We start from the raw sequence: 25,328 nt of genomic DNA, 5'->3' as shown, positions 1-25,328 counted from the left end.
CCTCACGATACCCGTTTATCGGAAGGAGGATCGAATGAAAACGATACGCATTGGAGCAGGGCAAGGCTTTTATGGCGATTCGATCATGCCTGCCGTTGAAACGGCCAAACGAGGCAATGTGCAGTATCTCTGTTTCGATAGCCTGGCGGAATTGACGCTGGCGATCCTGCAGAAAGACAGGCGGAGAGATCCAGCCAAAGGGTATGCGTCCGACATTGCAAGGCAGATGAAGGAGCTGCTTCCGATCGCCCATGCGAACGGCATTCGAATCATAACCAATGCCGGCGGCATGAATCCGGCCGGAGCGCTGCGGGAAGTGAAGCGGGTCGCGCAGGAGCTGGGGCTGCGGGGACTGAAGCTCGCTGTCGTCACGGGCGACGACGTGAAATCGGAGCTCGATGCGTTCCGCGATCAAGGCGCCGCGCTGGCCCATCTTGAAGATGGCAGCGATATCGCAAGCATCCGGGAGCGGATTGTTTTCGCCAACGCCTATCTAGGCTCCAAACCGCTCGTCGAAGCGCTTCGTCTAGGCGCGGATGTCGTCATTACGGGCCGCGTGACGGATTCGGCGTTGTTTCTGGCTCCCTATATTTACGAGTTCGATATCGGTCCGAAGGATTGGCATCGACTTGCGCAGGGCGTGCTGATGGGCCATCTGCTGGAATGCTCCGGGCAGGCGGCGGGCGGCAATTTCAGCGGGGATTGGCAGTCGGTCGCGGAGCTGGAGAACATCGGGTTTCCGATTGCCGAGATTCAAGAAGACGGTGCATTCACCTTGACGAAGACGGAAGAAACCGGCGGACTCGTATCCGTCGATACGGTGCGCGAGCAGCTGCTCTACGAGATTCATGATCCGTTCGCGTACGTGACGCCGGATGTCGTGTTGAACGTCACGGAGGTTCAGCTGGAAGAGCTGGGCACCAACCGGGTAAGAGTAACCGGAGCACGCGGAACGAAACGTCCGGATACGTTCAAAATCGTCATGGGGTATTCCGACGGCTGGCTCGGGCAGGCGATCTGGGGGTATTCGTGGCCGGACGCGCTGGCGAAAGCGCGGACCGCCGACCGTATTATTCGAAAGCAGATCGAGCAGGCCGGGCTGCAGTTCGATGAAATCCGCACGGATTTCATCGGCTACAACTCTCTGCATGGCGCATTAGCGGCGCAGCCGACGGAAGAGCCCAATGAAATCTATGTGCGGCTGGCCGCGCGTACGAATAGCAGGGAGGACGCCGCCAAGCTCGGACGGCTCGTTCCGCCGCTGATGCTGAGCGGTCCGCCGGCGATGGGGGCATTCCTCGGGATGATGAAGCCGCGCGAGCTGCTCGGCATGTGGTCCTGTCTCGTTCCGCGCGAGCTCGTCGAGCGCGGCGTCCAAGTTACCTTGACGGAGGTGTAAGCGATGGCACGCGTACAGCTTCGGCAGATCGCCATGGCCCGGTCCGGCGATAAGGGCAACACCGTGAATATTGCGCTGTTTGCGCCAAGCGACGACGTATACGAGGACTTGGCGAGAGAAGTGACGCCCGAGCGGGTAAAGGCGCATTTTCACGGCCTCATTGAAGGAGAAGTCGTGCGTTATCTGCTGCCGCGGCTCCGCGCGATGAATTTCGTCTGCAGGGAGGCTCTTGGCGGAGGGGGTTCCGCGACGCTCCGCATGGATAACTTGGGCAAATGCTATGCGTCCAATCTCATGCGGCTGGAGATCGAAATCGGCGACGATTCCGGGTAACTCGCCATGTCTGGACAAAAGAGGGGCGATCGCGGATGAATTTCGAATTAACGGCGGAGCAGGCGATGATCCAGGCGCTGCTTCATGATTTTGCCGATCAGGAGGTAGCGCCGGGAGCGGTCGAGCGGGACCGGACCCGTACGTTTCCTAGCGATATTATCGAGAAGCTCGCTGCGCTCGGCTTGATGGGGCTGCCCTTCCCCGAGGAATATGGGGGAGCGGGCGCGGATACGATCAGCTTCGCGATTGCGGTCGAAGAGCTGAGCCGGGTATGCGCCTCGACCGGGATTACGTATTCCGCGCATGTGTCGCTTGGCGGCGCGCCGCTTGCGCTGTTCGGCACGGAAGAGCAGAAGCGGCGCTATCTAACCCCGCTCTGCAAGGGCGAGTACTTGGGCGCTTTCGGCTTGACGGAGCCGGATGCCGGTTCGGATGCAGGCGGAACGCGGACGACGGCGGTGCAGGAAGGCGGTCGCTGGGTCATCAGCGGGGCCAAATGCTTCATCACGAACGCGAGCTATGCCCGCAATCTCGCGCTCACCGCCGTTACGGACCGGACGCAAGGCACGGGCGGCATCAGCGCTTTTATCGTACCGACGGACGCGCAGGGGTTCACGGTTCGGAACCCTTACGAGAAAATGGGACTTCACGCCTCGAATACGACCGAGCTCGTGCTCGATGCGGTCGCCGTCCCGCAGGAAAATCTGCTGGGCGTCGAGGGGAATGGCTTCAAGCAGTTTCTGGCCGTGCTGGACGGCGGCCGGATCGGCATCGCGGCGATGGCTGTCGGCATCGCGCAAGGCGCCTATGACAAGTCGCTTCGCTATGCGAAGCAGCGCAAGCAGTTCGGACGGACGCTCTCCTCGATGCAGGCGATCCAGTTCAAGCTTGCGGATATGGCGATGAACATCGAAGTGGCCCGCAACATGGTATTTAAGGCCGCATGGCTGAAAGACCAAGGGCGATCCTTCAAGAAAGAAGCGGCGATCGCCAAGCTGTTCGCTTCGGAGATGTGCATGAACGCGTGCAGCCAAGCGGTCCAGATTCACGGCGGCTACGGGTATATGAAGGAGTTCGAGGTCGAACGGTTCATGCGCGACGCGAAGCTGCTCGAGATCGGCGAAGGCACCTCGGAGATTCAGCGGATGGTCATTGCGGCCCAGATCGGATGTTAAGCGATGCCTGACAAAGGGGAGTTCCGGCCGATGGAGAACGGACGCGAAGCCGGGAATGACCGGCTGCAGGAAGAGATCAAGGGGATCAAGCAGGGCGGCGCCGCCAAATATCACGCGAAGAATGCGGAGCAGGGCAAGCTGTTCGTTCGCGACCGGCTGAAGCTGCTGCTCGATCCGGATTTTGAAATCGAGGATGCTTTGTTCGCGAATTGCATGGAAGAAGGGCTGCCCGCCGACGGCGTCGTCACGGTGATCGGCCGGATTCACGGCAGGACTGTAGGCGTCATCGCCAACGATTCCACCGTCAAAGCCGGCTCATGGGGCGCCCGTACCGTCGAGAAAATCATCCGCATGCAGGAATCCGCCGATAAACTGCGTATCCCGCTGCTGTACCTCGTCGACTCGGCGGGGGCGCGGATTACGGATCAGGCGCTCATGTATCCCGGACGCCGCGGAGCGGGGCGAATCTTCTACAACGAAGTGAAGCTGTCGGGCAAAGTGCCGCAGATCTGCATCCTGTTCGGTCCGTCGGCGGCGGGCGGCGCGTACATTCCGGCCTTTTGCGATATCGTCGTCATGGTGGAGGGCCATGCATCGATGTACCTCGGCTCCCCGCGCATCGTGGAGATGGTAACGGGCGAGAAGGCCACGCTGGAAGCGCTCGGCGGAGCCAAAATGCATTGTTCCGTCTCCGGCTGCGGGGACGTGCTGGCGAAGAGCGAGGAAGAAGCGATTGCGCTCGCCCGGGCATACCTCTCCTATTTCCCCTCGAATTTCACCGAGAAGCCGCCCGTCCGGGAAGCCCGGGCGCCTGCGGACGCCGACCGTTCGCTGAGCGAATTGATTCCGAACGATCAATATACGCCGTTCGATATGTACGGCTTCATAGACGGACTGATCGACGAGCACTCCTTCTTCGAAATCAAGCGGCTCTTCGCCAAAGAAATCATTACCGGACTGGCGAGGCTCGCCGGCAAGCCGGTCGGAATCATCGCCAACCAGCCGAAGACGAAAGGCGGCATCCTGTTCCACGATTCCGCCGATAAAGCGGCCAAATTCATTCACTTATGCGACGCTTTTCACATTCCGCTGCTGTTCCTGGCGGACGTCCCGGGGTTCATGGTCGGCACGGCGGTCGAGCAGGCGGGCATCATCCGGCATGGCGCCAAAATGATCGCGGCCGTGTCCGAAGCGACGGTGCCCAAGATTAGCGTCATCGTCCGCAAAGCCTACGGAGCCGGACTCTACGCAATGGCCGGACCGGCGTTCGAGCCGGACTGCTGCCTCGCGCTGCCATCGGCGCAAATCGCCGTCATGGGGCCCGAAGCGGCAGTGAACGCGGTATACGCGAACAAGATCGCCGAGCTGCCGGAAGCGGAGCGCGCCCAGTATATCGAAGGCAAACGGGAGGAGTACCGCAGAGATATCGACTTGTACCAGCTCGCGGCGGACATGGTCATCGACGGAATCGTTCCCGCGCATGGCTTGCGCAAGGAATTGATCAAACGGTTTGAGGCGTATGCGTCGAAAAGCATCGTTTTCACGGAACGGAAGCATCCGGTATATCCGGTTTGAGGCGAGGCGGGCAGGTGGCAGGCAGGCAGGCAGGTGGAATGCGAACCGACAATAAAGCCGCGGCTTAAGATGAGTGAACGCCGATGACGGATTAGCGGCAGGCGAGGCGGGAACGCTCGTGACGGAGCGGCGGCAATCGTGGGGTGAACGCCGTGGCGGAGAAGCTGGTGCAGTGGAAGCGGCAGGGCCATATCGGAAGGATACGTCTGAGCCGTCCGGAGAGCATGAATGCGCTCAATGGGGCCATGCTTGACGAGCTGAGGGCCATTATCGATGAAACCAGGAATAACACGCGCGGCATCCGCGTGGTTATCATCGAAGGCGAGGGGCGAGCGTTCAGCGCAGGCGCGGATTTGAAGGAACGGCTGGCGAACGGCGAGCTGAATCAAATCCGTCAGAGCCTGTCGCGAATCAAAGCCGTGTTCGCCGCGCTCGAACGGCTGCCCCAGCCGACGATCGCGGCAATTAACGGGTATGCGTTCGGCGGGGGCCTTGAGCTCGCGCTGGCCTGCGATTTTCGCTATGCCGTCAGGGGGGCCATGCTCGGCCTGACGGAAGCGGGCCTGGGCATTATTCCCGGTGCTGGCGGAACGCAGCGCCTGCCGCGATTAATCGGCCCGGCTCGGGCGAAGGAGCTCATCTTGACGGCGCGGCGTATCACCGCGGATCAAGCGTTGGAATGGGGCATCGTCAATGGCGTCGCGGACGACTTGGGTCATCTGTCGGACATGTGCACGATGCTGGCGGATGAAATATTGGCGAATGCGCCGCTTGCCGTATACCAGGCGAAAGCCGCGATCCATGCCGGCATGGATGCCGATCTGACGACGGCGCTGACGATCGAAACAGAGGCCTACGAATTACTGCTGCCGACGAAGGATCGGCTGGAGGCGCTGGAAGCGTTTCGCGAGAAGCGGCCGCCTCGGTTCAAAGGGGAGTAGGAGGGCAGTGTCTCTCGCTGCCGTTCGCCCTTGCATTCATGCCGCCGCGGCGGCATTTTCAAAAGAGTTACCATCAAGCCGGGAGCGTCCAACTGGACATCCCGGCTTTTCGTTCGCCGCATCATAGTTTAGGCATCCTCGAAGGGCGAAGCGGCACCTCTTTCTTATATTAAGAAATATTTTAATTCTCTCCCCACTCTTTTTAATTAGTTTTCCTTATCCTTGAGCGACTGAGACTGATAAGGAGAAATGATAAATGAAAAAGTGGGTTTTTGGGTTTGTTGTCGTACTGTTACTGATCGGTTATGGAGCTGCGCAGCATAAACCGAAAGTCGTTATTGCAGAGTTGCCGAAAGTCGTTATCGAAGAACCGTCGAAAGTGAATCATCCCGTTCAAGGGGGGACGCCTCAAAAGAACGGACATACGATTGCCGTAACAAAAGCCCAGATTTACAAAGGCGATTTATTATTGGTAAATAAGGAGCATCCCATACCTTCAGGGGGAGAAGAGTCCGAAGAGGCCAGCCTGTCTCGGCATGGAGAACTGGTGCAAGGATTCGCGTTGCTGGATAATTCCATTCGGTTGTCGCCGAGCTTGGTCAAGAAATTCGCTACCATGATTGGAGCCGCGGCGAACGATGGGGTGAACCACTTTATCATCAGCAGCGGGTATCGGGACGAAGAAAAACAAGATGAGCTTTATCAACAAATGGGACCTGATTATGCGTTGCCTGCGGGCTACAGCGAACATAATTTGGGTTTATCGCTCGATATAGGATCTTCGATAGCTGAAATGAATCGGGCGCCAGAAGGAAAATGGCTGAAAAATAACGCATGGAGCTACGGGTTTATCTTGCGTTATCCCGTGGATAAAACGGCAATCACAGGGATTCAATTCGAGCCTTGGCATTTTCGTTATGTGGGATTGCCGCACAGCTTGATTATGCAAGCGAAAAATATGGTCTTGGAAGAATACTTGGATTACTTGAAAAAGAAGAAGACCATTACGGCGACTGTAAATCATCAAACCTATGAGATTCATTACTATCCCGTCAGCAATAACACGACGATCACGGTGCCAGAGAATGGCCGCTACGAGATCTCGGGCAACAATACGGACGGCGTCATTGTGACCGTGCTTCGCGATCAGGACGCATGAATCGCATAGAGAAGAATGGGAATGAACCAATAAGAATGGGCGGAGCGGGGGATACATGCAATGGCTAAAACGTTCCGAAGCTTTCGGTTCAAGATGATCAAGTTTTCCGGGTTGAGCTTATTGTTCTCTGGAACGATAACGTATTTGATCTACAAATCCCTATCGCTTTATTATCATACAACGAAACTTGAAGATCCTTCGACAAGAATCCGCTATTTCATCCGGGATATCGGTGACGTCAATTTTTTTCTCATTATTTTCATCCCGCTCTCGATCTTATTTTTCTTCCTGCTCACGAAGCGTTACGTTCAATATTTCGATGCGATTTCCTTGGGGATCAATCAACTTGCAAACGGCGAATTCGATAAGCGCGTCGAGATCGCTTCCCAAGATGAATTCGAAGACATTGCGAGAGACATCAATCTGGCAAGCGAAAAATTGCGGCTAGCTTTGGAGAGAGGGGATTTCGCGGAGAACAGCAAGGAACAATTGGTATTGAACTTGGCGCATGATTTGCGTACGCCGCTGACCTCCGTCTTAGGCTATTTGGATTTCATTCTTAAAGGCGATCAACTGACTGCGGAACAAATTAATCACTTCGCGATGATTGCATTCACGAAGTCCCAACGGTTGGAGAAACTGATCGACGAGCTGTTCGAGATCACTAGATTGAACTATGGCAAACTTGCCATCGTAGTTAATTCGATCGACTTAAGCGAGCTTCTCGAGCAGCTGAACGAGGAATTGTACCCCGTTTTCGAGAAAAACAACTTAACGGCCCGATTGAACTTGGCGCCGCATATGATGATTTCCGGAGACGGGGAGGCATTGGCGCGCGTATTCGAAAATCTGCTGTCGAATGCCGTCCGCTATGGAAGCGACGGCAGGTTTATCGATGTTCATGGCGCTATTGAAGGCGATCATGCGGTAATCGAAATCATTAATTATGGAGATCGCATTCCTTCGGAAGAGCTTCCTCATATATTCGATGTCTTTTATTCCGGAGATCGGGCTCGGGCTTACCGGGAGGGCGGTACCGGTCTTGGCCTGTTCATCGCGCAAAATATCGTGGCGCAGCATCAAGGTGAAATTACAGCTCAAAGCAATTCGGTTCGCACGCTCTTTGAAATCAAGCTGCCTATATAAGTCATTTAAGGAATCTTTTAAAATAACCCCACTTCTGATTTTATTTTTCTAACCTATTCTTTATGGAGTGGGGGGAGGAAAAAGTAAATGAAGAAGCGGGGTTTTTGGCATGGTTACCTAAAGGCGACAACGATAAAAAAATGGATCCGGCAGGATGCTTCGGCGGCATTGATGTTTCTTGCTCCGAGCGCTTGCGGATTCGCGCTGTTTTACCTGATACCGTTTGCCATGTCGGTGTTCGATTCCTTTATGGACAATACGGTAGACAACCATTTCACCGGATTGAATAATTACCGCGAGCTGCTTGCAAGCGATTCTTTCCGGAAGGCGGCATCCAATACGTTTTATTTCAGCGCGGTTAGCGTTCCGCTTATTCTCGTGTTGTCGCTGGGCATAGCGGTGATCTTGAACAAAAATATGTACTTGCGAAAATGGCTGCGGACGGCCTATGTGCTGCCGCTTGTCGTTCCGGTCGCCTCGGTTGTTCTCGTATGGCAAATCCTTTTCGACTGGAACGGCTCCATGAACGCCTGGCTGAGCGGCGGCTTCGGCTTCGATCGCGTGGATTGGATGAAAACCGATGCGGCCCGATATGTCATTCTCGTCGTTTATTTATGGAAGAACATCGGATACAACGTCATTTTATTATTGGCGGGGCTGCAGCAAATCCCGAAGGATTATTATGAAACCGCCCAAATAGAGGGGGCAGGAAGATTACGGCAGTTTGGCGGTATTACACTCATCTATCTCACCTCTACGATGTTTTTTGTGGTCATCATGTCGATTATTAATTCGTTTAAAGTATTTCGGGAGACGTATTTGATCGCGGGCGATTATCCGCATGACAGCATCTACGGCATGCAGCACTATATGAACAACATGTTCTCATCGTTGGATATTCAGAAGCTAACGGCTGCGGCGACCTTAATGGCCGGATGCATTCTGCTGATCGTCTTGGCATTGTTTACGCTCGAACGCCAATATCGGCGATTCATGGAATAGGAGGAGGAAGGTCGAGCAGATGGCTGCCGTTATGAAAAAAAGCGCGTTAACGGTCGTTATGTGCGCTATAGCAATCCTGTTATTATTCCCCATTGTGATCACGTTCACGAATTCGCTCATGACAGACCAGGAAATCGGGATGAATTACGGACAGATCGGACAAATGAATCAAGCGGTCGCGGGGAGAGAGCATGCTTTCGTGAATTTGAAGCTGTTGCCGGATCAAGTGACCCTGATGCAGTATGGCAAGGTGTTAGTGGACAGCCCCAGATATTTGGCGATGTTCTGGAATTCCGTATTCCTAGTGGCGCCTATTATTGCGGGACAAGTCCTTGTAGCAGCGCTCGCTGCATACGCGTTATCCAAGCTGAAGTTTCGCGGGCGAGAATTCTTGTTTCTGGTCTATGTCTTGACGATGCTCATGCCCTTCCAAGTGACGCTGGTTCCGAATTATATCATCGCCGATAAGCTTGGTTTGCTGGGTAGTGCGAATGCCATTATTTTACCTGGCATATTCGCGGCATTCGGCGTGTTTATGCTCAGGCAGTTCATGCTGGAAATTCCATATGCCTATATCGAAGCGGCTAAGATGGACGGAGCCGGACATGTACGGATTTTTTGCAAGATTATCATTCCGATGGTCAAACCGGGCCTGGCAGCGCTTGTTATCCTATTGTTCGTCGATTATTGGAACATGGTCGAGCAGCCGCTTGTATTTCTGGACGATCCGTTCAAGCAGCCGCTCTCGGTTTTCTTATCACGCATTGACGGCGAGGGGATTGCATCCGCCGCATCGATGATCTACATGGCCCCGGCGGTGCTGCTGTTTCTTTTTGCGGAAACGTATTTCATTAAAGGCGTTCAATTGTCGGGCATCAAAGGATAGGAGGATTAGACGGGGGATGGAATCTGAGAACGTGCCTGCAGAACGCAGGCGCAAGCGAATCATTCAAATCGCATTCTTTCTGTTCATGGGCGTGCTGCTGTTTTTTACCTTGTTCAGCAACACGCTGCAGTCGCTCACGTTACCGAAAGTGAGGACGGAAAAGCCGAGTAAAGGGAGTCTTGTCGTTACGCTGGCAGGAAGCGGTATGCTGCAGCCGGCCGTCGAAGCGAAACTATCGAATACAGCTGGCTGGAAGGCGGATAAGATTCTCGTCAAAGAAGGAGATCGCGTGAAGAAGGGGCAGAAGCTCATCCTTTACGACAGCAGAACTGCAGAAAGCGAACTGAAAGACGAGGTCACCGTCCTGAACAAACAAAACATCGGACTGCGGAACATTCAGGATCAGTACATCCTTTCGATGCATGAAGGAGACGAACTCCAGATTCGGAAATTAAAGCGCGACATCGAAACGAGTCAGCTTGATCTGGGCACGCAGGAACGTAAAATTGCCGAGCTGAGAGACCGGCTTGTCAGCCAACAGGAAATAAACGCGCCATTTGACGGCATTATAACCCGCTTGAATGCCGTTGAAGGATTGGTATCGGCAGGACAACCGGATCTTCTGATTACGAATAGCATCCGGGGGTATCGCTTGGATATATCCGCCGATTCGGCGCTTGTAGCCGAGATGGGCATTTCAATCGGAGCAAAGATTGAGGTTGAAGTCGATACGGGCCAAGATCATCAAACCCGCATCGTTCAAGGCACGATTGATGAAATCGCGAATACGGACCCGAGGCCCGGTAGCCCGACGGGCGACGAAGAAACGGATCAGGCACTCTCGATTCCGCAGAAGACGCTTCGTATCCAGATCATGGACTCCGGGTTGAAAGGAGGCGAGCAGGCAAAGATCAAACTCGAGAACCGCTCGCGCCAAGAGGGATTGCTCGTGTCCAATGAGGCTATTCATCACGATCGCGACGGCGCGTTCGTCTATCGAATCGAAGAACAGAGAGGGGCGTTAGGCAATGTATACATTGCCCGTAAAATCCAAATTCAAGCTAGCGAAGCGAGCGGCAAGGAAACCATGATTCAATCGGACAGTCTCTATGAGGATGATTTGATTATTCTCGAAAGCAGTGAGCCTTTACAAGACGGAAACCGCGTTCGTTTGCAATAGTGACGCATATAGACGATGAAATTCAGGAGGAATTCAATCCATGAAAAAGTGTTTGTATCTCTTATTTATTACTATGCTGTCGTTATCAGTGACCGCATGCAGTTCTGGAGACGGCAATGAATCGGCAAGCACGGTCAAGCCCGACACAATAGAAGGGAAAACAATCGTTACTTTGGCGTTGCAGCTATGGCCTTCACAATCGGACGCATTTTATAAAACGATCGAAAAAAAGGTTGAAGAAAAGTATCCTGACATCGATCTGCAGCTTCAGATTTCAGATGATTCCGAAAAATACCAGAAGACGATGAATGCGGCTTTGTTATCGGGCAAAGGTGCCGATATCTTCGAAATTGGCAACTTGCCTATCCAAGATTATGCGAACAAAAAGCTTATCCTGAACATGGACGAGCTCATCGAGCAAGACAAAACGATCAATGAAAGCGATTTGCAAACGAACGTGTTGAATGCGTTGAAGTTGAACGGCGGTTCCTACGCCATGCCCTTAGGATTCACCCTGCGGGCATTCATCGGGGATGGAGACATTCTGAAGAACGCGCATGTCGACGATAAGAATTGGACTTGGAAGGAATTCGAGGAGATTTCGAAGAAGTTGGGAGACAGCGGCCCGCAGCGGCGCTACGCGTTAGCGAATGATCCCCCAGAGCTTATATTTCAAGAGATGATTGTTGATAAATACGCGGATTTTGTTGATGCTAAGGCAAAAAAAGCTAAATTCGATTCGCCCGAATTTTTGGAAACGATGCAACGAATCAAAAAAATGTTCGATGATAACGTGATGACATCGGGACCTGCGGACATAGGCAAGCAATTGTTTTATTCGACTGTCTTGCAATCGCCGGCTGAACTAATTAATGGTCCTCATCTTCTCTTCGCCAATCCGAAATTGCTGCAAAAGCCGGAACAAAAAGGCGGAACGAGGATCGTTGTATCGTCCCAATTCGCCATAAATGCCAAATCTCCGGCTAAAGCGGAGGCTTGGAAAGTCATTGCCTACTTATTATCCGAAGAAGGGCAATCGCTGCAAGGGAGAGAAGGGTTTTCGCTGCTTAAATCCGTGAATGAGAAGCAGTTGAACGACATTCAAGAACAAGTGAAAAGCGGGACTTATAAGCTTCCAAACGGGAAAGTGCCGAAGGTATCGGATGAAGAGTTCACTCAGTTCAAACAACTTATTGATACAGCAGATAACTATTCGGATGCAGACGGTCAAGTGATTTTCATTGTCGGAGACGAGGTCAGATCATTCTTCGGCGGACAAAAGTCTGCGGAAGAGGTAGCCAAGCTGATCCAGAACAAGGTGACGACTTTATTAAACGAATAACAGAGGACTGAATGCAGCCCGCATCGTGGGCTGCTTTCTCTTTTTCGAACGGATCAAATACAACTGAAACGCGAAGCAGGCGTCGTCTTACATGTTGAACGCAAGGCGGCGATGCAAAGGAGGCATGAATGCTTTGAAAAAAACGGTACTTATTCTTATCGTCTTGATCTTCGTTTCTCTAGGTGCGGGCATCCTATCGACTCAAACCCCGCTCTTCCAAGCTGCCATCGGCAATTGTGCCAAAGCGGATTCAGACGCGGGGAGCACGCCGATTACACAACCGAATGCGGGCAGTCAAACAACCATGTCCAAGACGGAGATGCAGCAGTTCTTGTACGACAATGCCGCATCAAGAACTATCAGCAAGAAAGACGGCATTGACTACGTTACGAATTCAACCAGCACGCTCGTGCTCGTAAACAAGCAGCGTGAATTGGATTCCAGCTATGTGCCGCCCGATCTCGTCAAGGCACCGGTAGAGTTCTCCTTCTGCGGCAGCAGTCCGAAGCAGGAAATGCGCAAAGTCGCCGCGGACGCGCTCGGCCAGCTGTTCGCCAGCGCCAAACAGGAGGGCATCGAGCTAAAAGCAGTGTCCGGCTACCGCTCGTACCAGTCGCAGCGGGCGATTTTTAACGCCTATGCTCGTACGCACGGGGAGGAAGAAGCCAATACGTTTAGCGCCCATCCGGGCCAAAGCGAGCATCAAACGGGCCTTGCTATGGACGTCTCCAGCGCCAGCGTCCATTACCGGCTCGAAGATCGTTACGGAGATACCAAGGAAGGTAAATGGCTGAAGGCGCACGCCGCAGAGTTCGGCTTTATCGTGCGGTACGAAAAGGGAAAGGAAACAGAAACCGGCTACATGTACGAGCCATGGCATGTCCGCTACGTTGGCGTCGATCCAGCCAAGGAGATTCAGAAGTCGGGAATTACGCTCGAGGTGTATTTAGCGCGCTTCTGAACATAAAGATGATTCCCATCCGTCATGGTCGCCGCCAGCGCCCGAATCCGGCTAATGCTGAAAATTACCATAGAAACCTGAAGATTACCCCATGTAATTACTTACATAGGGAGTGGTACGCTGTTACTTGCGAGGGGTTTCCATATTTCTACAATTCCGCGAGAGGAGGACCTAGAGTCGCTGTACGTGTACAAGCCTGACAACCGGATCGTATTCGAGTGAGAAGCATGCATTACTATGCGAACACAAGTGGGAGGACGTTCTATGAGGAAGGTTAAGAAAGGGTTTGCCGCGCTATTGAGCTTGACGCTCATTGCGGGAACTTTCGCAGCGGTCGCCGGGAACGAACGCGCCTACGCGGCAGCGGGGTCCAATGCGGGCCCCGTTGACATTACCTTGGGATCCGCCTATGTGGAGAACGGGATCTCCGCCTGGGCAGGGGACGGCGGAAGCGTCAACAAGGTCACTTACGACGGTCAAGAAGGCTGGGAGACGAACCCGGCAAGCGGGAATCATTATATTTATTTGAATGTGTCGGATGACTTTATTAACGGCGGCACCAACCACGTCAATGTTTCCTTCGAGTATTACGACAGCGGATTGATCGGCGAAGGCTTCGGCTTCTCGTATAACTCAACCGGTACGGCTTGGGACTATAACGTACCGAAGACGATCCTGACAGGCAGCAATACGTGGAAGACCGTGACCTACACGTTAAGCGATGCGCAATTCGCGAACATGGAGAACGGCGCGGACATTCGCCTCGACACCAATGTGCCGATCGCCATCCATAAAGTCACGGTCGAAACGGCGGCGGAGCCTTCGGAACCGACTGCGATCAGCGTCGATCCCGCGGAAGTCACCATGAATGCGCAAAGCGTCCAGCAAGTGTCCGCGACCGTCCGCGATCAGAATAACAGCGTCATGAACAAGCGAAACGTCAATTGGACTAGCAGTACCCCGGCAGTTGCGACTGTTGATGGCAGCGGCACGATCACGGCAGTCTCCACAGGATCGACGACCGTTACTGCGTCTTATAACGGATTGTCCGCCGCGATTCCGGTCACGATTAATAACGGCCCGATCAGCGCAGTACTTGGCGCTACCAATATCAATCGCGGTATCTCGGTGTGGCCAGGAGACGGCCCCGGCGCGACGGCTGTCACGTACGACGGCATCAGCGGATTGCAGACGAATCCGGCCACGGGAGCATTTGGCATCTACGGCAATGTAAGCGATAAGTACATCTACGACGGCAAGCATAAAGTCACCGTCACGATTAATTATTACGATGCATTATTGGACGGCAAGCAGAGCTTCAGCTTGCTCTACGACTCCGTGCTCTATAATTGGTCCGGCGGTCCGAACACGACGACGTACTTGACGGGTACGAACACGTGGAAATCCGTAACGTATACGTTGGACGACGTTAAATTCGCAGGTCGGGAAAACAACGGCGCCGACTTCAGAATCAACACGAGCGCGCCGATTGCTTTTCACAGCATCACGATGGAGAAATTCCCGATCTTGACGATCGAAGGCAGCAGCGCGAAGACCGGCAACATCTTCAAGTCCGATGAATCGCCGACGATCAATCTCTCCTTCGGCAATCAGTTCGATACGAGCGAAGACTTGAACGTCGACTACTCCGTGCTCGACTATTCCAGCAGCATCGTCAAGAGCGGTCAATTCGACGTCAATCTGGAGCCGAATGAGCCCGGATTCATCAAACCGTTGTCTTTCGGCACGCTGCCCAAGGGAACGTATACCTTATCCGTCCATGCCGGGACGCCTGACGGCTCGACGCAATTGAACGAGAGCTACTATTTCAGCGTGATCGCGGATCTTACCGGGAAGTCAGTCGCTCCGTTCCTCGGCATGAACAGTCATTACAGCATCAGCTGGAGCAACGTTGACCTTGGCTTGCCGCTCATCGTGCAATCCGGCGCGACCAACATCAGGGATGCGCATGCCGACGTGTCCGATAAAGCGGCGGCTTACGGCATCAACATGCTGACAGGCCTCAGCCTCTCCGGCTTCTCCCAAGCGGCCGCAGGGTCGGAGCAGTATTATGCGGATTTCAGCAGCTACGCCAAGACGTATGCGACTTCGATGATCGGCAAAGCCGAGTACATGGAAGTCGGCAACGAATACAACTCCGGCGGATCGGCAGCGGAATACTTCAAGTTTCTGAAGCTTGCCTATGCAGCCGTGAAGAGCGTTGCGCCGGACATGAAGGTCGTCGCAGGCGTGGCCTTCCAATACGACGCCAACTGGCTGAAACAACTCATTGACCTCGGCGCATGCGATTACGCGGACGCGATTTCCTTCCACGTGTACAGCAATAACAATCCCGAGAACGAAGGACTCGTCGGCAATTTCCAAGACCTGCGCGATTATATTCAAGGCAAGGGCATTACGAAGAATATCGACCTGTTGTTGACGGAAACCGGCTATGCCACGCAAGAGACCGGTTACGGCGGCCTTCCGGAGAGCACGTCGGCGGCTTACGCGGCGCAATTGTACGTGACCACGCTGGCAAACAACGATTTGATCAAGAAAATTTACTGGTACGACTTCATGAATGACGGCACGGATCCGACGTTCTATGAAACGAACGGCGGTATCGTGCGCTCCGATCTAACGGCCAAGCCGTCCTTCGTCGCTTTTAACGCGGCATCGGACCTGTTGGCCGGCGCCGCTTTCGTCGAATCGTATAATACGCTCGACAGCAATATCCGCATCTATAAGTTCCATCAGGCAGCAGCGAACAAAGATATTCTCGTACTGTGGGCGAACAAGAACAGCCAAGCGATTAATTTGAACCTGGGCGGAAGCCCGCTAAGCGTCGCTGACTTGTTCGGCAATCAACAGCAGTACGACACGATCGGCGGCGCCGTTACGTTAACGGCATCCGAGCAGCCGATCTATATCGAAGGCAGCTTCGCGCAGGCGCCTACGCTCGGATCAACGCCGGCTTTCTCGGCAGATACGCCGAAGATCAGCGTAGCGCCTGGAGATGCGGCATCCATCCATATTACGAGAACTGCCGGTGCCGAGAATCTCTCCGGCACGTACGCGGTGGAACTGCCGGCAGGCTGGGAATTGACCTCGGGCGGACAGTTCGGCGCCGGCCAAACGACGGATACGCTGACGTTCACCGCGCCGGAAACGACGGATCATGCCACGGGCGAAATCCGGATCTATCCGACAAGCGAATCCGGCAATCTGTATGCCAAACTGAAAGTCGAGACGCAAATGTCCGAGCCGTCGAAAGTCGAGATGTCTCCGCAAGTCAACGATGCAGGGACGGGATACGACCTTTCGGTCAAAATCACGAACCTCAGCAATAAAGGCACATTGAGCGGAGGAACGGTTACGATCCTGCAGCCGGAGTCGATGGCAGGCAGCGCGGCGTTCGATACGATTGCGCCGAATTCGGTCGGCGAAGTGAGATTCGATGCGCCTACGCTCGACATTTACGCGCCTACGAACGTGAAGCTGCGAATCGACCGTAATGACGGCAGCTCGCAAGTGATCGAACGGAATTTGACTTCGCTGACCTCGGTGAAGGCGGAAGCCCCGATCGACATTGACGGCGTCATCGATGCCGGCGAGTGGAATCATGCGCAATCCTTCCAGCTGAACGATGCGTCGCAGGTCAAGCTGATGACCGACTGGGGTGGAACGGATGACTTGAGCGCGACCGCTTACACCAAATGGGATGCGAATTACTTGTATCTGGCCGTAAGCGTCACGGATAATACGGACTACAATCCGTATGCGCCTGGCCTTAGCTGGCAGGGCGACGGCATTCAATTTACGATCGATCCTGGACGGGCGCAAGGTCCCGGCACGATCAAGAGCAGCGAGAACGGCTTCGCGCTCAATACCGACACCGGCGTCATCATGAAGAGCGGCGGTTACGGAGCCGGCAATCTGGAAAATTCGCTCGCCGAAATCAAACGGGATGGCAACCGGACCAACTATGAATTGGCGATCAAATGGACCGATATCCTGCCGGCAGGAATGACGGCCGCATCCGGAACGAACGTCGGCTTCTCCTTCCTTGTCAACGACAACGACGGCGCAGGCAGAAGAGGCTGGATGGAGTACATGAGCGGCATCGGCTTCTCGAAAGATCCGAATTTATACGGGGATTTGATTCTGACGGACAGGACGTCGCTCGGGGAAGATACCCCGCCTTCGCAGCCTCCGGTAACGAACGCCGCTGCAGTGCCGGCGCAGCCGGACGGCCAGAACGGCTGGTACGTGCATCCGGTAATGCTCAATTTAACGCCGGATTCGGATGCTGCGAAGACCGAATACAGCCTCGACGGCGGATCGACTTGGCTGCCGTATGCAGCGCCGGTTACGTTCGACCAAGACGGGTCGTACACCGTAACCTACCGCTCGACGAATGCAGCGGGTCAAACGGAGGAACCGAAGACGCTCGCATTCAAGCTGGATCAAACGGCTCCCGCCGGGGCGATTCAGTACAGCAGCACGGATTCGACTTCGGGACCGGTAGTCGCTGCGCTCACGGCGAACGAACCTGTAACCGTCACGAATAATGGCGGATCCGACAAGTACTCGTTCTCGTCCAATGGCAGCTTTACGTTCGAATTCATCGATGCAGCAGGCAATGCCGGGACGGCAGTGGCAGAGGTAAATAACATCGTAACCAAGAGCAAGGCCGCCCCGGGCGAACCTGTTTTATCGAATGACAACGGCTATGATACCGGACTGCTGGACGGCGATTACAAGGTGACGATGAATGTCTGGTACGGCAACAATGGCAATACGTATAAGCTGTACGAGAATGATGTCTTGATCGATACGCAGACGCTGACGGACAATTCGCCGCAAGCCCAATCCGCGGCAACCTCCATCAGCGGCCGCAAGAACGGCACGTATACGTATTATGTCGAGCTGAGCAATTCGTTCGGCACGACGCGAAGCAAAGCGATGACCGTCACCGTGAAGGATGCGGCACCGGGCAAACCGGTCCTGTCCAACGATAACTGGGATGGCGACGGCAGCTTCAACGTCAGCATGAATATGTATTGGGGTACGAACGGCTCCGCGTACCGGCTGTACGAGAATGATGTGCTGATCGATGAACAATCGCTTGCCGCGCATACCCCGCAAGCTCAATCCGCGGTAACGGCCATCTCCGGCAGAGCGGTTGGCGTCTACACGTATCGCTGCGAACTTGTGAACGACGCAGGAGCTGCTTCCAGCGTGACGATGCAGGTAACGGTGAAGAAGTAGTTGCAGACTCGATGTACTTCGTATCGTACAGAATGATAGTACAGAATGACGAGACTGTAGTCTTCCGTCCAGTCAATAAGTCAGCGAGGCTGCCGATCATTCCGTCGGCAGTCTTTTTTTAGGTCGTATTGCAATCGATCAGCGCGTCGAGGGGAGGATTTGTATAGTCGCGGTCGAATATTCTGAATACCATTCCCTTAAGAGGAGCTGGCGCAAGGTGCCTTATCTTCCATGCAACGGCATCGATCTCTATTACGAACAGCTTGGCATCGGAAGTCCGGTCTTGTTCTTGCATAGCGGATTTTCGCGCGGCCTGCTGGCATTTGCCAGTCAAATTCTCGATTTTCAAACAAGCTATGCCTGTTATTATCCGGATTTCAGGGGACATGGGCGAACACGGAGCGACAGCCTCGAATGGAGTACGCCGCAGCATGCTGAAGATATGATTGCTTTCCTGGATCAGCTGGACATTCCTAACGTTCATCTCATCGGGTATGGCATGGGCGGAGGAGTGGCACTTTATTGCGCCTTGAATCATCCCGAGCGAATTGCATCGTTGACTTCGATCGGTCAATGCGGTTTTGTCGCCTCCGCGGGCTCGGAAGAGTTTGAACCGGAACGGCTGCTGCAAACGAACAATGCCGCCTTTATTCAATCCATGGAAGAGCGGCATAGGGATGCGCATCGAGGCGATTGGCAGACGTTCTTAAGAACCAAGCTCAAGGATTGGCGCTCCTACCCTCAGCTTACGGACGATCAGTTAAGAGCCATTCGCTGTCCTTCGCTGTTCATCGCCGGCGAACTGGATGAGCTCGCCCCTGAGGCGGATATGAAACGAGTGACGGCGCTCATTCCCGACTCGCGGTATGTCGTCGTGCCCGGGGGCAGCCATCGCCCTCATATGAATCGCGAACAGCCGGTCTTCGTGAACGATACCATTCTTCAATTTATCGCGGATCACAGTTAAGAAGGGAGAGATTCGATTGCCTCATGTACAAGTAAAGGACCTGGATATGTTTTACGAACAACTCGGGGCAGGCGAGACGGTCATCTTCCTGCACAGCGGCTATTCCCGCGGGATATTGGCCTTCGCGAGTCAAATGCTGGATTTTCAAAAGAAGTATAACTGCTACTTTCCGGACTTCCGCGGGCATGGCCGAACGCGATGCGAGAGCTTGGCATGGTCGACGCCTCAAATTGCGGACGATATTCTGGCCTTCATGGACGAGCAGGATATTCCGACGGCGCACTTGATCGGTTACAGCTTGGGAGCGAACGTCGGGTTATACCTCGCCGTCCTGCATCCGGAACGCGTCACGTCGCTAACGACCATCGGTACGAGCGGCTTCTGCGATCCGGCCGGCGTCGAACAATTCGAACCGGAATGGCTCATTGCCAACGATCAGCAGGATATGATCGATCAAATGACGGAGCGCCATGCGGAAGCGCACCGGGGCGATTGGCAGGCGCATATGCGGGAATCGGCGCAGGATTGGCGGCTGTATCCGCAGCTGACGCCTGACCAGCTCGGCGGCATTTCGTGTCCGGCGTTGTTTATAACCGGGGAGCATGATCCGTTCGCCGGCGAAGAGAGGGTCAAGCATCTGGCTTCGCTCGTCGCAGGGTCCGCGTATCTCGTCGTTCCGAGCGGAAGTCATCGGCCTCATATGGTCAGGGAAAATCCAACGCTGGTGAACGATACGATTCTTCAATTTCTCGCTTCGGCAGTTTCTGGAGTGGATTAACATACGGTTAAGGAGGAACGACGCTATGAGCAACAGCGCTTCGCTTGCCATCCCTATGCTGGCGGTCGATGATGCAAGCAGGGCAATCGAGTTTTACAAAAATACCTTTCATGCCGTGGAGGTAAGCCGCATGACGACGGACGAAGGGAAAATCGAGCATGCTGAAATCAGGGTAGGCGAGGCCCGCATCATGATCGCGGATGAATGGCAAGGCCACAATCGCTCGGCAAAATCGCTCGGCGGGACACCTGTCATTATTTATCTATACGTGAGCAATGTGGACGATGCCGTGAAGCGGGCCGTGAATGAAGGAGCTGTCCTCTTGAGACCCATTCAGGATTTGCCGCACGGAGAGCGCGTAGGTAAAATCGAAGATCCGTTTGGACATGTGTGGATGCTTGCAACTCCGTACAACGTTAACGAATGATGGACATCCGGCTTGAGACGACTGCATCCCGATATCATCGGGAGCGGTCGTTTTTTCTGTTTTTGGGAAATAATACGATCGACAAGCATCCAGAAACGGCAGGTGGGCTGAACGATGAACGGCGTTAAACCGTACGCGATATTCGCTTTGCTTCTTCCTTGCATTCTCGCTTTGGATCTCGTGATGGATTTCCTGCAGCGGCTTCCCGCGGATCAAATCATGCGAAACTTTCTATTCCCTTTCAAAATGCTGGATTCCGTTGAAAAAACGATTTTTGCGATTCTCCTCTTCTTCTTCGTGCGAAAACCGCTCGTTGCCATGCTCCGGCGATTATGGCCGAATACGGGTTCGAGCGAACCGTCAGGAGGAAGCGGCGGAACGCCGTCCGCGCCGCAGCAAACCGATAATCAGCAGCAATAACGGAATCGCGAATTGAAGGGGCAGATGGAGGTAATAGGGCACGATCTTCAGCCCTTCCTGCAAATGCTCCGTCAAGCTTCCCGAAACCGTAAGCGTCGTGATCAAGATGACTAAGCCGACCGGCATAATCAGCGTTGTATGATTGGTTACGCGGAACAAGTCCCGGGCTGCCAATATCGCCGCGAACATGAACGTGCCGATTTTGAAGAAACTGCAGATGATCAGCATGAACAGCACGAGGGCGTCCATGCGCTGCACGATCTCCGCGAGCCGCAGCCGGCTGAGCGAAGTGAAGAGCGGGAACGTCGCCCGGGAAGCGATCTCGATTCCCAGCACGGAGATGTTCACGAACGTCACGACGCACAGTATCAGTGCGCTCAGCGCCATTGCGCCGCTGCCGATCTTCACCGCTTTGAAGGTTTTGCTCAAATACGGCAGGAACATCGTCATCACGATCATTTCGCCGAACGGGAAGGTGAGGTTGGTCGGGAACAGGGCTTTCAAGACCGGGTTCCAGCCATCGCCGAGCACGGGCAGCATCCTGCGGCTGTCCGACATGTCCGAGAATACGACCAGCACGATAATGAACATGAATATCCCGCAGCTGAGCAGAAAGAACAAGAAAGCCGTTCTCCCGAATACCTCGACCCCCAAGTAAATGGTATAGCTGACGGCAATCAGCATGAATACGGCAAGTGCGAACATAGGCGTGGCATCGTAGGCCGCCGCGGACAGCAGATCGATGAAATCGCGGGTATCGCGGCCGGCAATGTAGATGAAATACAGCAGATAAACGAAACCGAGCAGCCACCCCGGCACCGGTCCGATGATTTTACGCGCGTATTCGGTCATGCTGCTGTCCGGATACAGCTTGTACAAGGTCCCGTATACGCCGGCAAACATGGCGATTCCGATTAAACAGCCGATCAATATCACCAGCCACGCATCCTGCTTCGCATCCATGCCGACGGAAATTACGACGGCCGTGCCCAGCTCGAACAAGGTGATCCATGCGAATAAATGCAGCGGGCCAATGACCTCGAGCGGTTTATTCATGCTGCCATGCCTCCTTTTAGTCAAGATTCTTCCAATAACGATTTGCCCCGCATGCCGGACCGCAAGATCTGTCCCCGGAAGGAAATATGGACCTCTGCCTCCGCGAACGTTTCCGCCCAGTTATCCTGGACTTTCCGCCATGCTTTCGGATGGGTGCGCTGCAAGATTTCGCCGAAGCCGAACACGTCCGACTGCTGCGCTTGCGCGCTGCGGATGGCCGCCATCATATTCGCCTTCGTCTTGGTGCTCCAATCCTGCTCCACCTTGTACAGCGCGGAGAGATCCGTCAGCGGAATGCCGCATTTCACTTCCGCGATGTTGCCTTCCGCCGAAACGTCGATGTTCACCATGGCCTTGCCTTCTTTCATGGTGACCGCGGTTTTCGTTTTGCTTTTGACCACCTCGAGCGCGAGACCGTTCTTCATGTCTTCGCAGCCCAAATTCATGATCGTGCTCCTCATTTGATTGATGACGAACATATAGCCTTTCGCTTTGTCATGATCCAGCCATCCGGCAAGCTTGCCTTCGCGGAACATGGCGACGCCGCTGATTTCGAGATGGTAGGGCGGATGCGTCTGCTCCAGGCTCTGCTTCTTGTCGACCGACTCCTCGTCGCCTACGATCCGGAGACCGCTGATCGAGGGCTCCGCGCCCGGATTGACGAGCTTGCGGATCGCTTCATCGATGCCGATAACGGGCGAGCCGGACCAAATCCGTCCCGAGCTTAAGCCGGTCCCGATCAAGGCTTCCGCCTGCAACGGTTCGAGCGGCATGAGGGCGCTGAGCAATTGGCCGGGAGAATTGCCCCTTGCGAGCAGCAGCATCGAGGTCAGCCTCACTTCGTGCGAGCGTTCGAAGAAATCGAAAATGTCTTTGATTCCCGACTTAGCCAGCCTTTCACCGAGAATGACGACTTGGATATGCGAGAAGAACAATTGTCTCGGAACCTGCTTGGATGCCTTGCGAATGCCTTCGAACAGCGTGGAAGCTTGGACGCTATATACGGTGAACGGCGCATAGCCTTTGCTGCTCTTCCCTGAACTGGACAATTCCCCCGGCATGACGACCTGGAAAGCGAGCTCGTATTTATCGGAGTTTGCCGCTTTGTCGATCGAGATTGCCGTTACGATCGCCAATTTATTCAGTTCTCTGCTGTTCCAACAGCCGGACACCAAGAAGGTCGAAGCGAGAACGAACGCAACGAGGATCAGCCTCGATAAGCGATTATGATTCTTCATCCGATAAGAGCCCCTTTACATGTTCGCCAGGACTAGGTCTTCGGTTTCTGCCCCGGAGACATCCGAACGGTTGCTTCCGCCGTATCGTCCGGTCGCTGCAGAATGCTCCAGTGCGGGAGACGCACGAAGACGTCTTTCATTTGCTTATACTTAAGCGGCACGAGCGGAGACAGGAACGATACGCCGAACGACCGCAATGAATTCATGTGCGCGACCATCATGATCAAGCCGAGCATGATGCCGTAGAACCCGAGAAATCCGGCTGCGATCATGAATAGAAAGCGGAGCAGCCTCGCCGTAATTGCCAGATTGTACGCCGGAATCGAGAAATTGGCGATCGCGGTAATGGCCACGACGATGACCATGATCGGAGAGACGATGCCGGCTTGGACGGCCGCTTCGCCCAGAACGAGCGCTCCTACGATCGATACGGCTTGGCCGACCGCCCGCGGCATCCGAATGCCGGCTTCCCTTAGGATTTCAAAGCTCATTTCCATGATGAAGGCCTCGAGAAGCGCCGGAAAGGGCACGCCTTCCCGGGCGCCCGACAAGTTGATCAGGAGCGTCGTCGGAATCATCTCTTGGTGAAACGTCGTCAAGGCGATGTAGAAGGCAGGACCGAACAAAGAGATGATGAAAGCCATATACCGCAGCAAACGGAGAAAGGTCCCGATGTCGTACCGTTGGTAATAGTCCTCGGCTGCGGCAAAAAACTGCGACAGCACGGTGGGGACGACCAAGGCGAAGGGCGTTCCGTCGACCAAGATCGCGATGCGCCCTTCAAGCAAATTCGCGGCGATCACGTCCGGCCGCTCCGTGTTGAACACGGTAGGGAAAGGCGAGCTCCAATTGTCTTCGATGAATTCCTCGATGTACCCGGATTCCAAGATCGCATCCGTATTGATTTTCTCCAGGCGGGCCCGAACCTCTTGCTTGATTTCCTCCTTGGCGATGCCGTCGATATACAGCATGGCGACGGTTGTCTGCGTGACGGAACCGATCTTGATCGAGTCGAAGCCGAACTTCGGGCTCTTTATTCGGCGTCGTACGAGCGTAATGTTCGTTGCTATGGATTCGGAGAAGCTGTCCTTCGGTCCGCGAATGACGACTTGGGTGCTCGCTTCCGATACTTCCCGTTTATCGCCGCCGATGGTGTTGCCGCATATGCATTGGTCCCAACCGTCTACGAGCAGAATGATTTTGCCCGTCAACAGCTCCAGCAGCAGGGAAGTCCAATTATCGATGATTTCGATCTGGGCGACAGCCAGCGCGTTATCGCAGATATAGCGGAACGCGTCCTCGGGCGTCGCTGCTCCTTCCGGTATTTCGGGCAGGAACGGCGACATTAACGAGCGCATGACGATGTCGTTCACCATTGCCTTGTCCGCTAAGGACTCTAGATAGATCGCTGCCACGTGAAGCGCTTGCCCGGTCCGCAGCGTGAACTTGCGCACGATCAGATCGGGACTTGCTACGAGTTCGGATTTTAATCGCGCTAAGTTGACGTCCAAATCCGGATCGAGCTTCCCTGTCGGGAGTTCGAGCTCGTCGCTTCCTTTGCTGGATCCGGCCTTGCCGAATGCTGCCGATCGCGTCTTCATGGCGTTCGCACCTCCGCGTGCATCAAAGTTCAAGACAAGCCGCATTTGGGGTAGTATGCCTTATTTCTCCTTTTTTTACCTACGCGGGCGGCAATTATTCCGAACATTTTCGAACGATTGGATGAATGGAGGTTTACAGGACGAATTCTAATTGTTACACTATTTGCAATATTCAAAACGCGATGAAGAGAAGAGTAGGGGAACAAGTTCTTGCACAGAGAGCTCCGGCAGGTGGGAAGGAGCGAAGGACGTTTCCCGAAACAAGCCTCTGAGCAGCTTGCCGGAACCCGAAGGGGATGGCATGACGGGAGCTCCCGTTACAGAGCTAGAGTATAACCATGGATGACCATGCCGTACTTGAAGAGGTTAATATGGCGACATATTAATGAAGCTGGGGTGGCACCGCGAATTCTTCGTCCCCAAGACAACTGGTCTTGGAGGTGAAGTTTTTTTTGTTTTCGCAGGTAC

General features: G+C 54.3%; 20 protein-coding genes and 1 other annotated feature. Of the genes, 17 read left to right on the top strand and 3 right to left on the bottom strand.

What is annotated here, in order from left to right; genetic code table 11:
- Window positions 1–34 precede the first annotated feature (34 nt).
- From GZH47_RS02695 to GZH47_RS02615, 17 genes are all read left to right on the top strand, one after another.
- A complete protein-coding gene (locus GZH47_RS02695) occupies window positions 35–1,399 on the top strand; it encodes an acyclic terpene utilization AtuA family protein (RefSeq protein ID WP_162638414.1) in 1,365 nt (454 codons plus the stop codon).
- Window positions 1,400–1,402: 3 nt separating this feature from the next.
- A complete protein-coding gene (locus GZH47_RS02690; protein ID WP_162638413.1) occupies window positions 1,403–1,732 on the top strand; it encodes an AtuA-related protein in 330 nt (109 codons plus the stop codon).
- Between the two features lie 35 nt (window positions 1,733–1,767).
- On the top strand, window positions 1,768–2,907 hold the full coding sequence (locus tag GZH47_RS02685; protein ID WP_162638412.1) for an acyl-CoA dehydrogenase family protein: 1,140 nt from the start codon (window positions 1,768–1,770) through the stop codon (window positions 2,905–2,907).
- 30 nt (window positions 2,908–2,937) lie between these two features.
- Entirely contained in the window at window positions 2,938–4,482 is a 1,545-nt protein-coding gene (locus tag GZH47_RS02680; protein ID WP_162645044.1) for an acyl-CoA carboxylase subunit beta, read from the top strand.
- Between the two features lie 152 nt (window positions 4,483–4,634).
- On the top strand, window positions 4,635–5,423 hold the full coding sequence (locus GZH47_RS02675) for an enoyl-CoA hydratase-related protein (RefSeq protein WP_162645043.1): 789 nt from the start codon (window positions 4,635–4,637) through the stop codon (window positions 5,421–5,423).
- A gap of 256 nt (window positions 5,424–5,679) precedes the next feature.
- Window positions 5,680–6,582, top strand: a complete 903-nt coding sequence (locus GZH47_RS02670; RefSeq protein WP_162638411.1) for a M15 family metallopeptidase — start codon at window positions 5,680–5,682, stop codon at window positions 6,580–6,582.
- Between the two features lie 60 nt (window positions 6,583–6,642).
- The gene (locus GZH47_RS02665; protein WP_162638410.1) at window positions 6,643–7,728 is read left to right on the top strand and encodes a sensor histidine kinase; all 1,086 of its coding nucleotides are present in this window, start codon (window positions 6,643–6,645) and stop codon (window positions 7,726–7,728) included.
- Window positions 7,729–7,815: 87 nt separating this feature from the next.
- Window positions 7,816–8,730 carry a carbohydrate ABC transporter permease gene (locus tag GZH47_RS02660; protein ID WP_192043576.1) on the top strand — a complete coding sequence of 305 codons (915 nt, stop codon included), beginning with the start codon at window positions 7,816–7,818 and terminating at the stop codon, window positions 8,728–8,730.
- Between the two features lie 19 nt (window positions 8,731–8,749).
- Entirely contained in the window at window positions 8,750–9,616 is an 867-nt protein-coding gene (locus GZH47_RS02655) for a carbohydrate ABC transporter permease (RefSeq protein WP_225446343.1), read from the top strand.
- Window positions 9,617–9,632: 16 nt separating this feature from the next.
- Window positions 9,633–10,796 (top strand): efflux RND transporter periplasmic adaptor subunit, encoded by a 1,164-nt coding sequence (locus tag GZH47_RS02650; RefSeq protein ID WP_162638409.1) that lies wholly within the window; start codon window positions 9,633–9,635, stop codon window positions 10,794–10,796.
- Between the two features lie 40 nt (window positions 10,797–10,836).
- Window positions 10,837–12,138, top strand: coding sequence for an ABC transporter substrate-binding protein (locus GZH47_RS02645; protein WP_162638408.1), 1,302 nt, complete (start codon window positions 10,837–10,839; stop codon window positions 12,136–12,138).
- A gap of 124 nt (window positions 12,139–12,262) precedes the next feature.
- Entirely contained in the window at window positions 12,263–13,099 is an 837-nt protein-coding gene (locus GZH47_RS02640; protein WP_162638407.1) for a M15 family metallopeptidase, read from the top strand.
- 264 nt (window positions 13,100–13,363) lie between these two features.
- Window positions 13,364–18,373 (top strand): sugar-binding protein, encoded by a 5,010-nt coding sequence (locus GZH47_RS02635; RefSeq protein WP_162638406.1) that lies wholly within the window; start codon window positions 13,364–13,366, stop codon window positions 18,371–18,373.
- A gap of 217 nt (window positions 18,374–18,590) precedes the next feature.
- On the top strand, window positions 18,591–19,340 hold the full coding sequence (locus tag GZH47_RS02630) for an alpha/beta fold hydrolase (protein ID WP_162638405.1): 750 nt from the start codon (window positions 18,591–18,593) through the stop codon (window positions 19,338–19,340).
- A 16-nt stretch (window positions 19,341–19,356) separates the two neighbouring features.
- On the top strand, window positions 19,357–20,118 hold the full coding sequence (locus GZH47_RS02625) for an alpha/beta fold hydrolase (RefSeq protein ID WP_225446342.1): 762 nt from the start codon (window positions 19,357–19,359) through the stop codon (window positions 20,116–20,118).
- A 25-nt stretch (window positions 20,119–20,143) separates the two neighbouring features.
- The gene (locus GZH47_RS02620; RefSeq protein ID WP_192043575.1) at window positions 20,144–20,545 is read left to right on the top strand and encodes a VOC family protein; all 402 of its coding nucleotides are present in this window, start codon (window positions 20,144–20,146) and stop codon (window positions 20,543–20,545) included.
- A 114-nt stretch (window positions 20,546–20,659) separates the two neighbouring features.
- Window positions 20,660–20,965, top strand: coding sequence for a YczF family membrane protein (locus GZH47_RS02615; RefSeq protein WP_162638404.1), 306 nt, complete (start codon window positions 20,660–20,662; stop codon window positions 20,963–20,965).
- Here GZH47_RS02615 and GZH47_RS02610 read toward each other — a convergent pair.
- From GZH47_RS02610 to GZH47_RS02600, 3 genes are read right to left on the bottom strand one after another with little or no spacing between them, the layout of a single operon-like run.
- Window positions 20,906–22,021: a GerAB/ArcD/ProY family transporter gene (locus tag GZH47_RS02610; protein WP_162638403.1), complete on the bottom strand. Its 1,116-nt coding sequence runs from the start codon at window positions 22,019–22,021 to the stop codon at window positions 20,906–20,908. The two genes, GZH47_RS02615 and GZH47_RS02610, sit on opposite strands and share 60 nt — an antisense overlap.
- Before the next feature lie 20 nt (window positions 22,022–22,041).
- Window positions 22,042–23,259: a Ger(x)C family spore germination protein gene (locus tag GZH47_RS02605; RefSeq protein WP_162638402.1), complete on the bottom strand. Its 1,218-nt coding sequence runs from the start codon at window positions 23,257–23,259 to the stop codon at window positions 22,042–22,044.
- 32 nt (window positions 23,260–23,291) lie between these two features.
- Entirely contained in the window at window positions 23,292–24,860 is a 1,569-nt protein-coding gene (locus GZH47_RS02600; RefSeq protein WP_225446341.1) for a spore germination protein, read from the bottom strand.
- 173 nt (window positions 24,861–25,033) lie between these two features.
- Window positions 25,034–25,284, top strand: a binding site (T-box leader).
- Window positions 25,285–25,328 lie beyond the last annotated feature (44 nt).

Origin of the sequence: Paenibacillus rhizovicinus (genome assembly GCF_010365285.1) — a bacterium.
Classification (GTDB): domain Bacteria; phylum Bacillota; class Bacilli; order Paenibacillales; family Paenibacillaceae; genus Paenibacillus_Z; species Paenibacillus_Z rhizovicinus.
Note: the sequence above shows the minus strand (reverse complement) of the source record. Positions and strands in the feature narration are given on the sequence as shown.

Bases quoted from the DNA above. Each gene is read 5' to 3' on its own strand.
- GZH47_RS02690 (WP_162638413.1), top strand. From the start codon at position 1,403: ATGGCACGCGTACAGCTTCGGCAGATCGCCATGGCCCGGTCCGGCGAT.
- GZH47_RS02635 (WP_162638406.1), top strand. From the start codon at position 13,364: ATGAGGAAGGTTAAGAAAGGGTTTGCCGCGCTATTGAGCTTGACGCTC.
- GZH47_RS02665 (WP_162638410.1), top strand. From the start codon at position 6,643: ATGGCTAAAACGTTCCGAAGCTTTCGGTTCAAGATGATCAAGTTTTCC.
- GZH47_RS02615 (WP_162638404.1), top strand. From the start codon at position 20,660: ATGAACGGCGTTAAACCGTACGCGATATTCGCTTTGCTTCTTCCTTGC.
- GZH47_RS02600 (WP_225446341.1), bottom strand. From the start codon at position 24,860: ATGAAGACGCGATCGGCAGCATTCGGCAAGGCCGGATCCAGCAAAGGA.
- GZH47_RS02620 (WP_192043575.1), top strand. From the start codon at position 20,144: ATGAGCAACAGCGCTTCGCTTGCCATCCCTATGCTGGCGGTCGATGAT.
- GZH47_RS02655 (WP_225446343.1), top strand. From the start codon at position 8,750: ATGGCTGCCGTTATGAAAAAAAGCGCGTTAACGGTCGTTATGTGCGCT.
- GZH47_RS02605 (WP_162638402.1), bottom strand. From the start codon at position 23,259: ATGAAGAATCATAATCGCTTATCGAGGCTGATCCTCGTTGCGTTCGTT.
- GZH47_RS02670 (WP_162638411.1), top strand. From the start codon at position 5,680: ATGAAAAAGTGGGTTTTTGGGTTTGTTGTCGTACTGTTACTGATCGGT.
- GZH47_RS02695 (WP_162638414.1), top strand. From the start codon at position 35: ATGAAAACGATACGCATTGGAGCAGGGCAAGGCTTTTATGGCGATTCG.
- GZH47_RS02645 (WP_162638408.1), top strand. From the start codon at position 10,837: ATGAAAAAGTGTTTGTATCTCTTATTTATTACTATGCTGTCGTTATCA.
- GZH47_RS02610 (WP_162638403.1), bottom strand. From the start codon at position 22,021: ATGAATAAACCGCTCGAGGTCATTGGCCCGCTGCATTTATTCGCATGG.
- GZH47_RS02640 (WP_162638407.1), top strand. From the start codon at position 12,263: ATGAATGCTTTGAAAAAAACGGTACTTATTCTTATCGTCTTGATCTTC.
- GZH47_RS02685 (WP_162638412.1), top strand. From the start codon at position 1,768: ATGAATTTCGAATTAACGGCGGAGCAGGCGATGATCCAGGCGCTGCTT.
- GZH47_RS02650 (WP_162638409.1), top strand. From the start codon at position 9,633: ATGGAATCTGAGAACGTGCCTGCAGAACGCAGGCGCAAGCGAATCATT.
- GZH47_RS02680 (WP_162645044.1), top strand. From the start codon at position 2,938: ATGGAGAACGGACGCGAAGCCGGGAATGACCGGCTGCAGGAAGAGATC.
- GZH47_RS02660 (WP_192043576.1), top strand. From the start codon at position 7,816: ATGAAGAAGCGGGGTTTTTGGCATGGTTACCTAAAGGCGACAACGATA.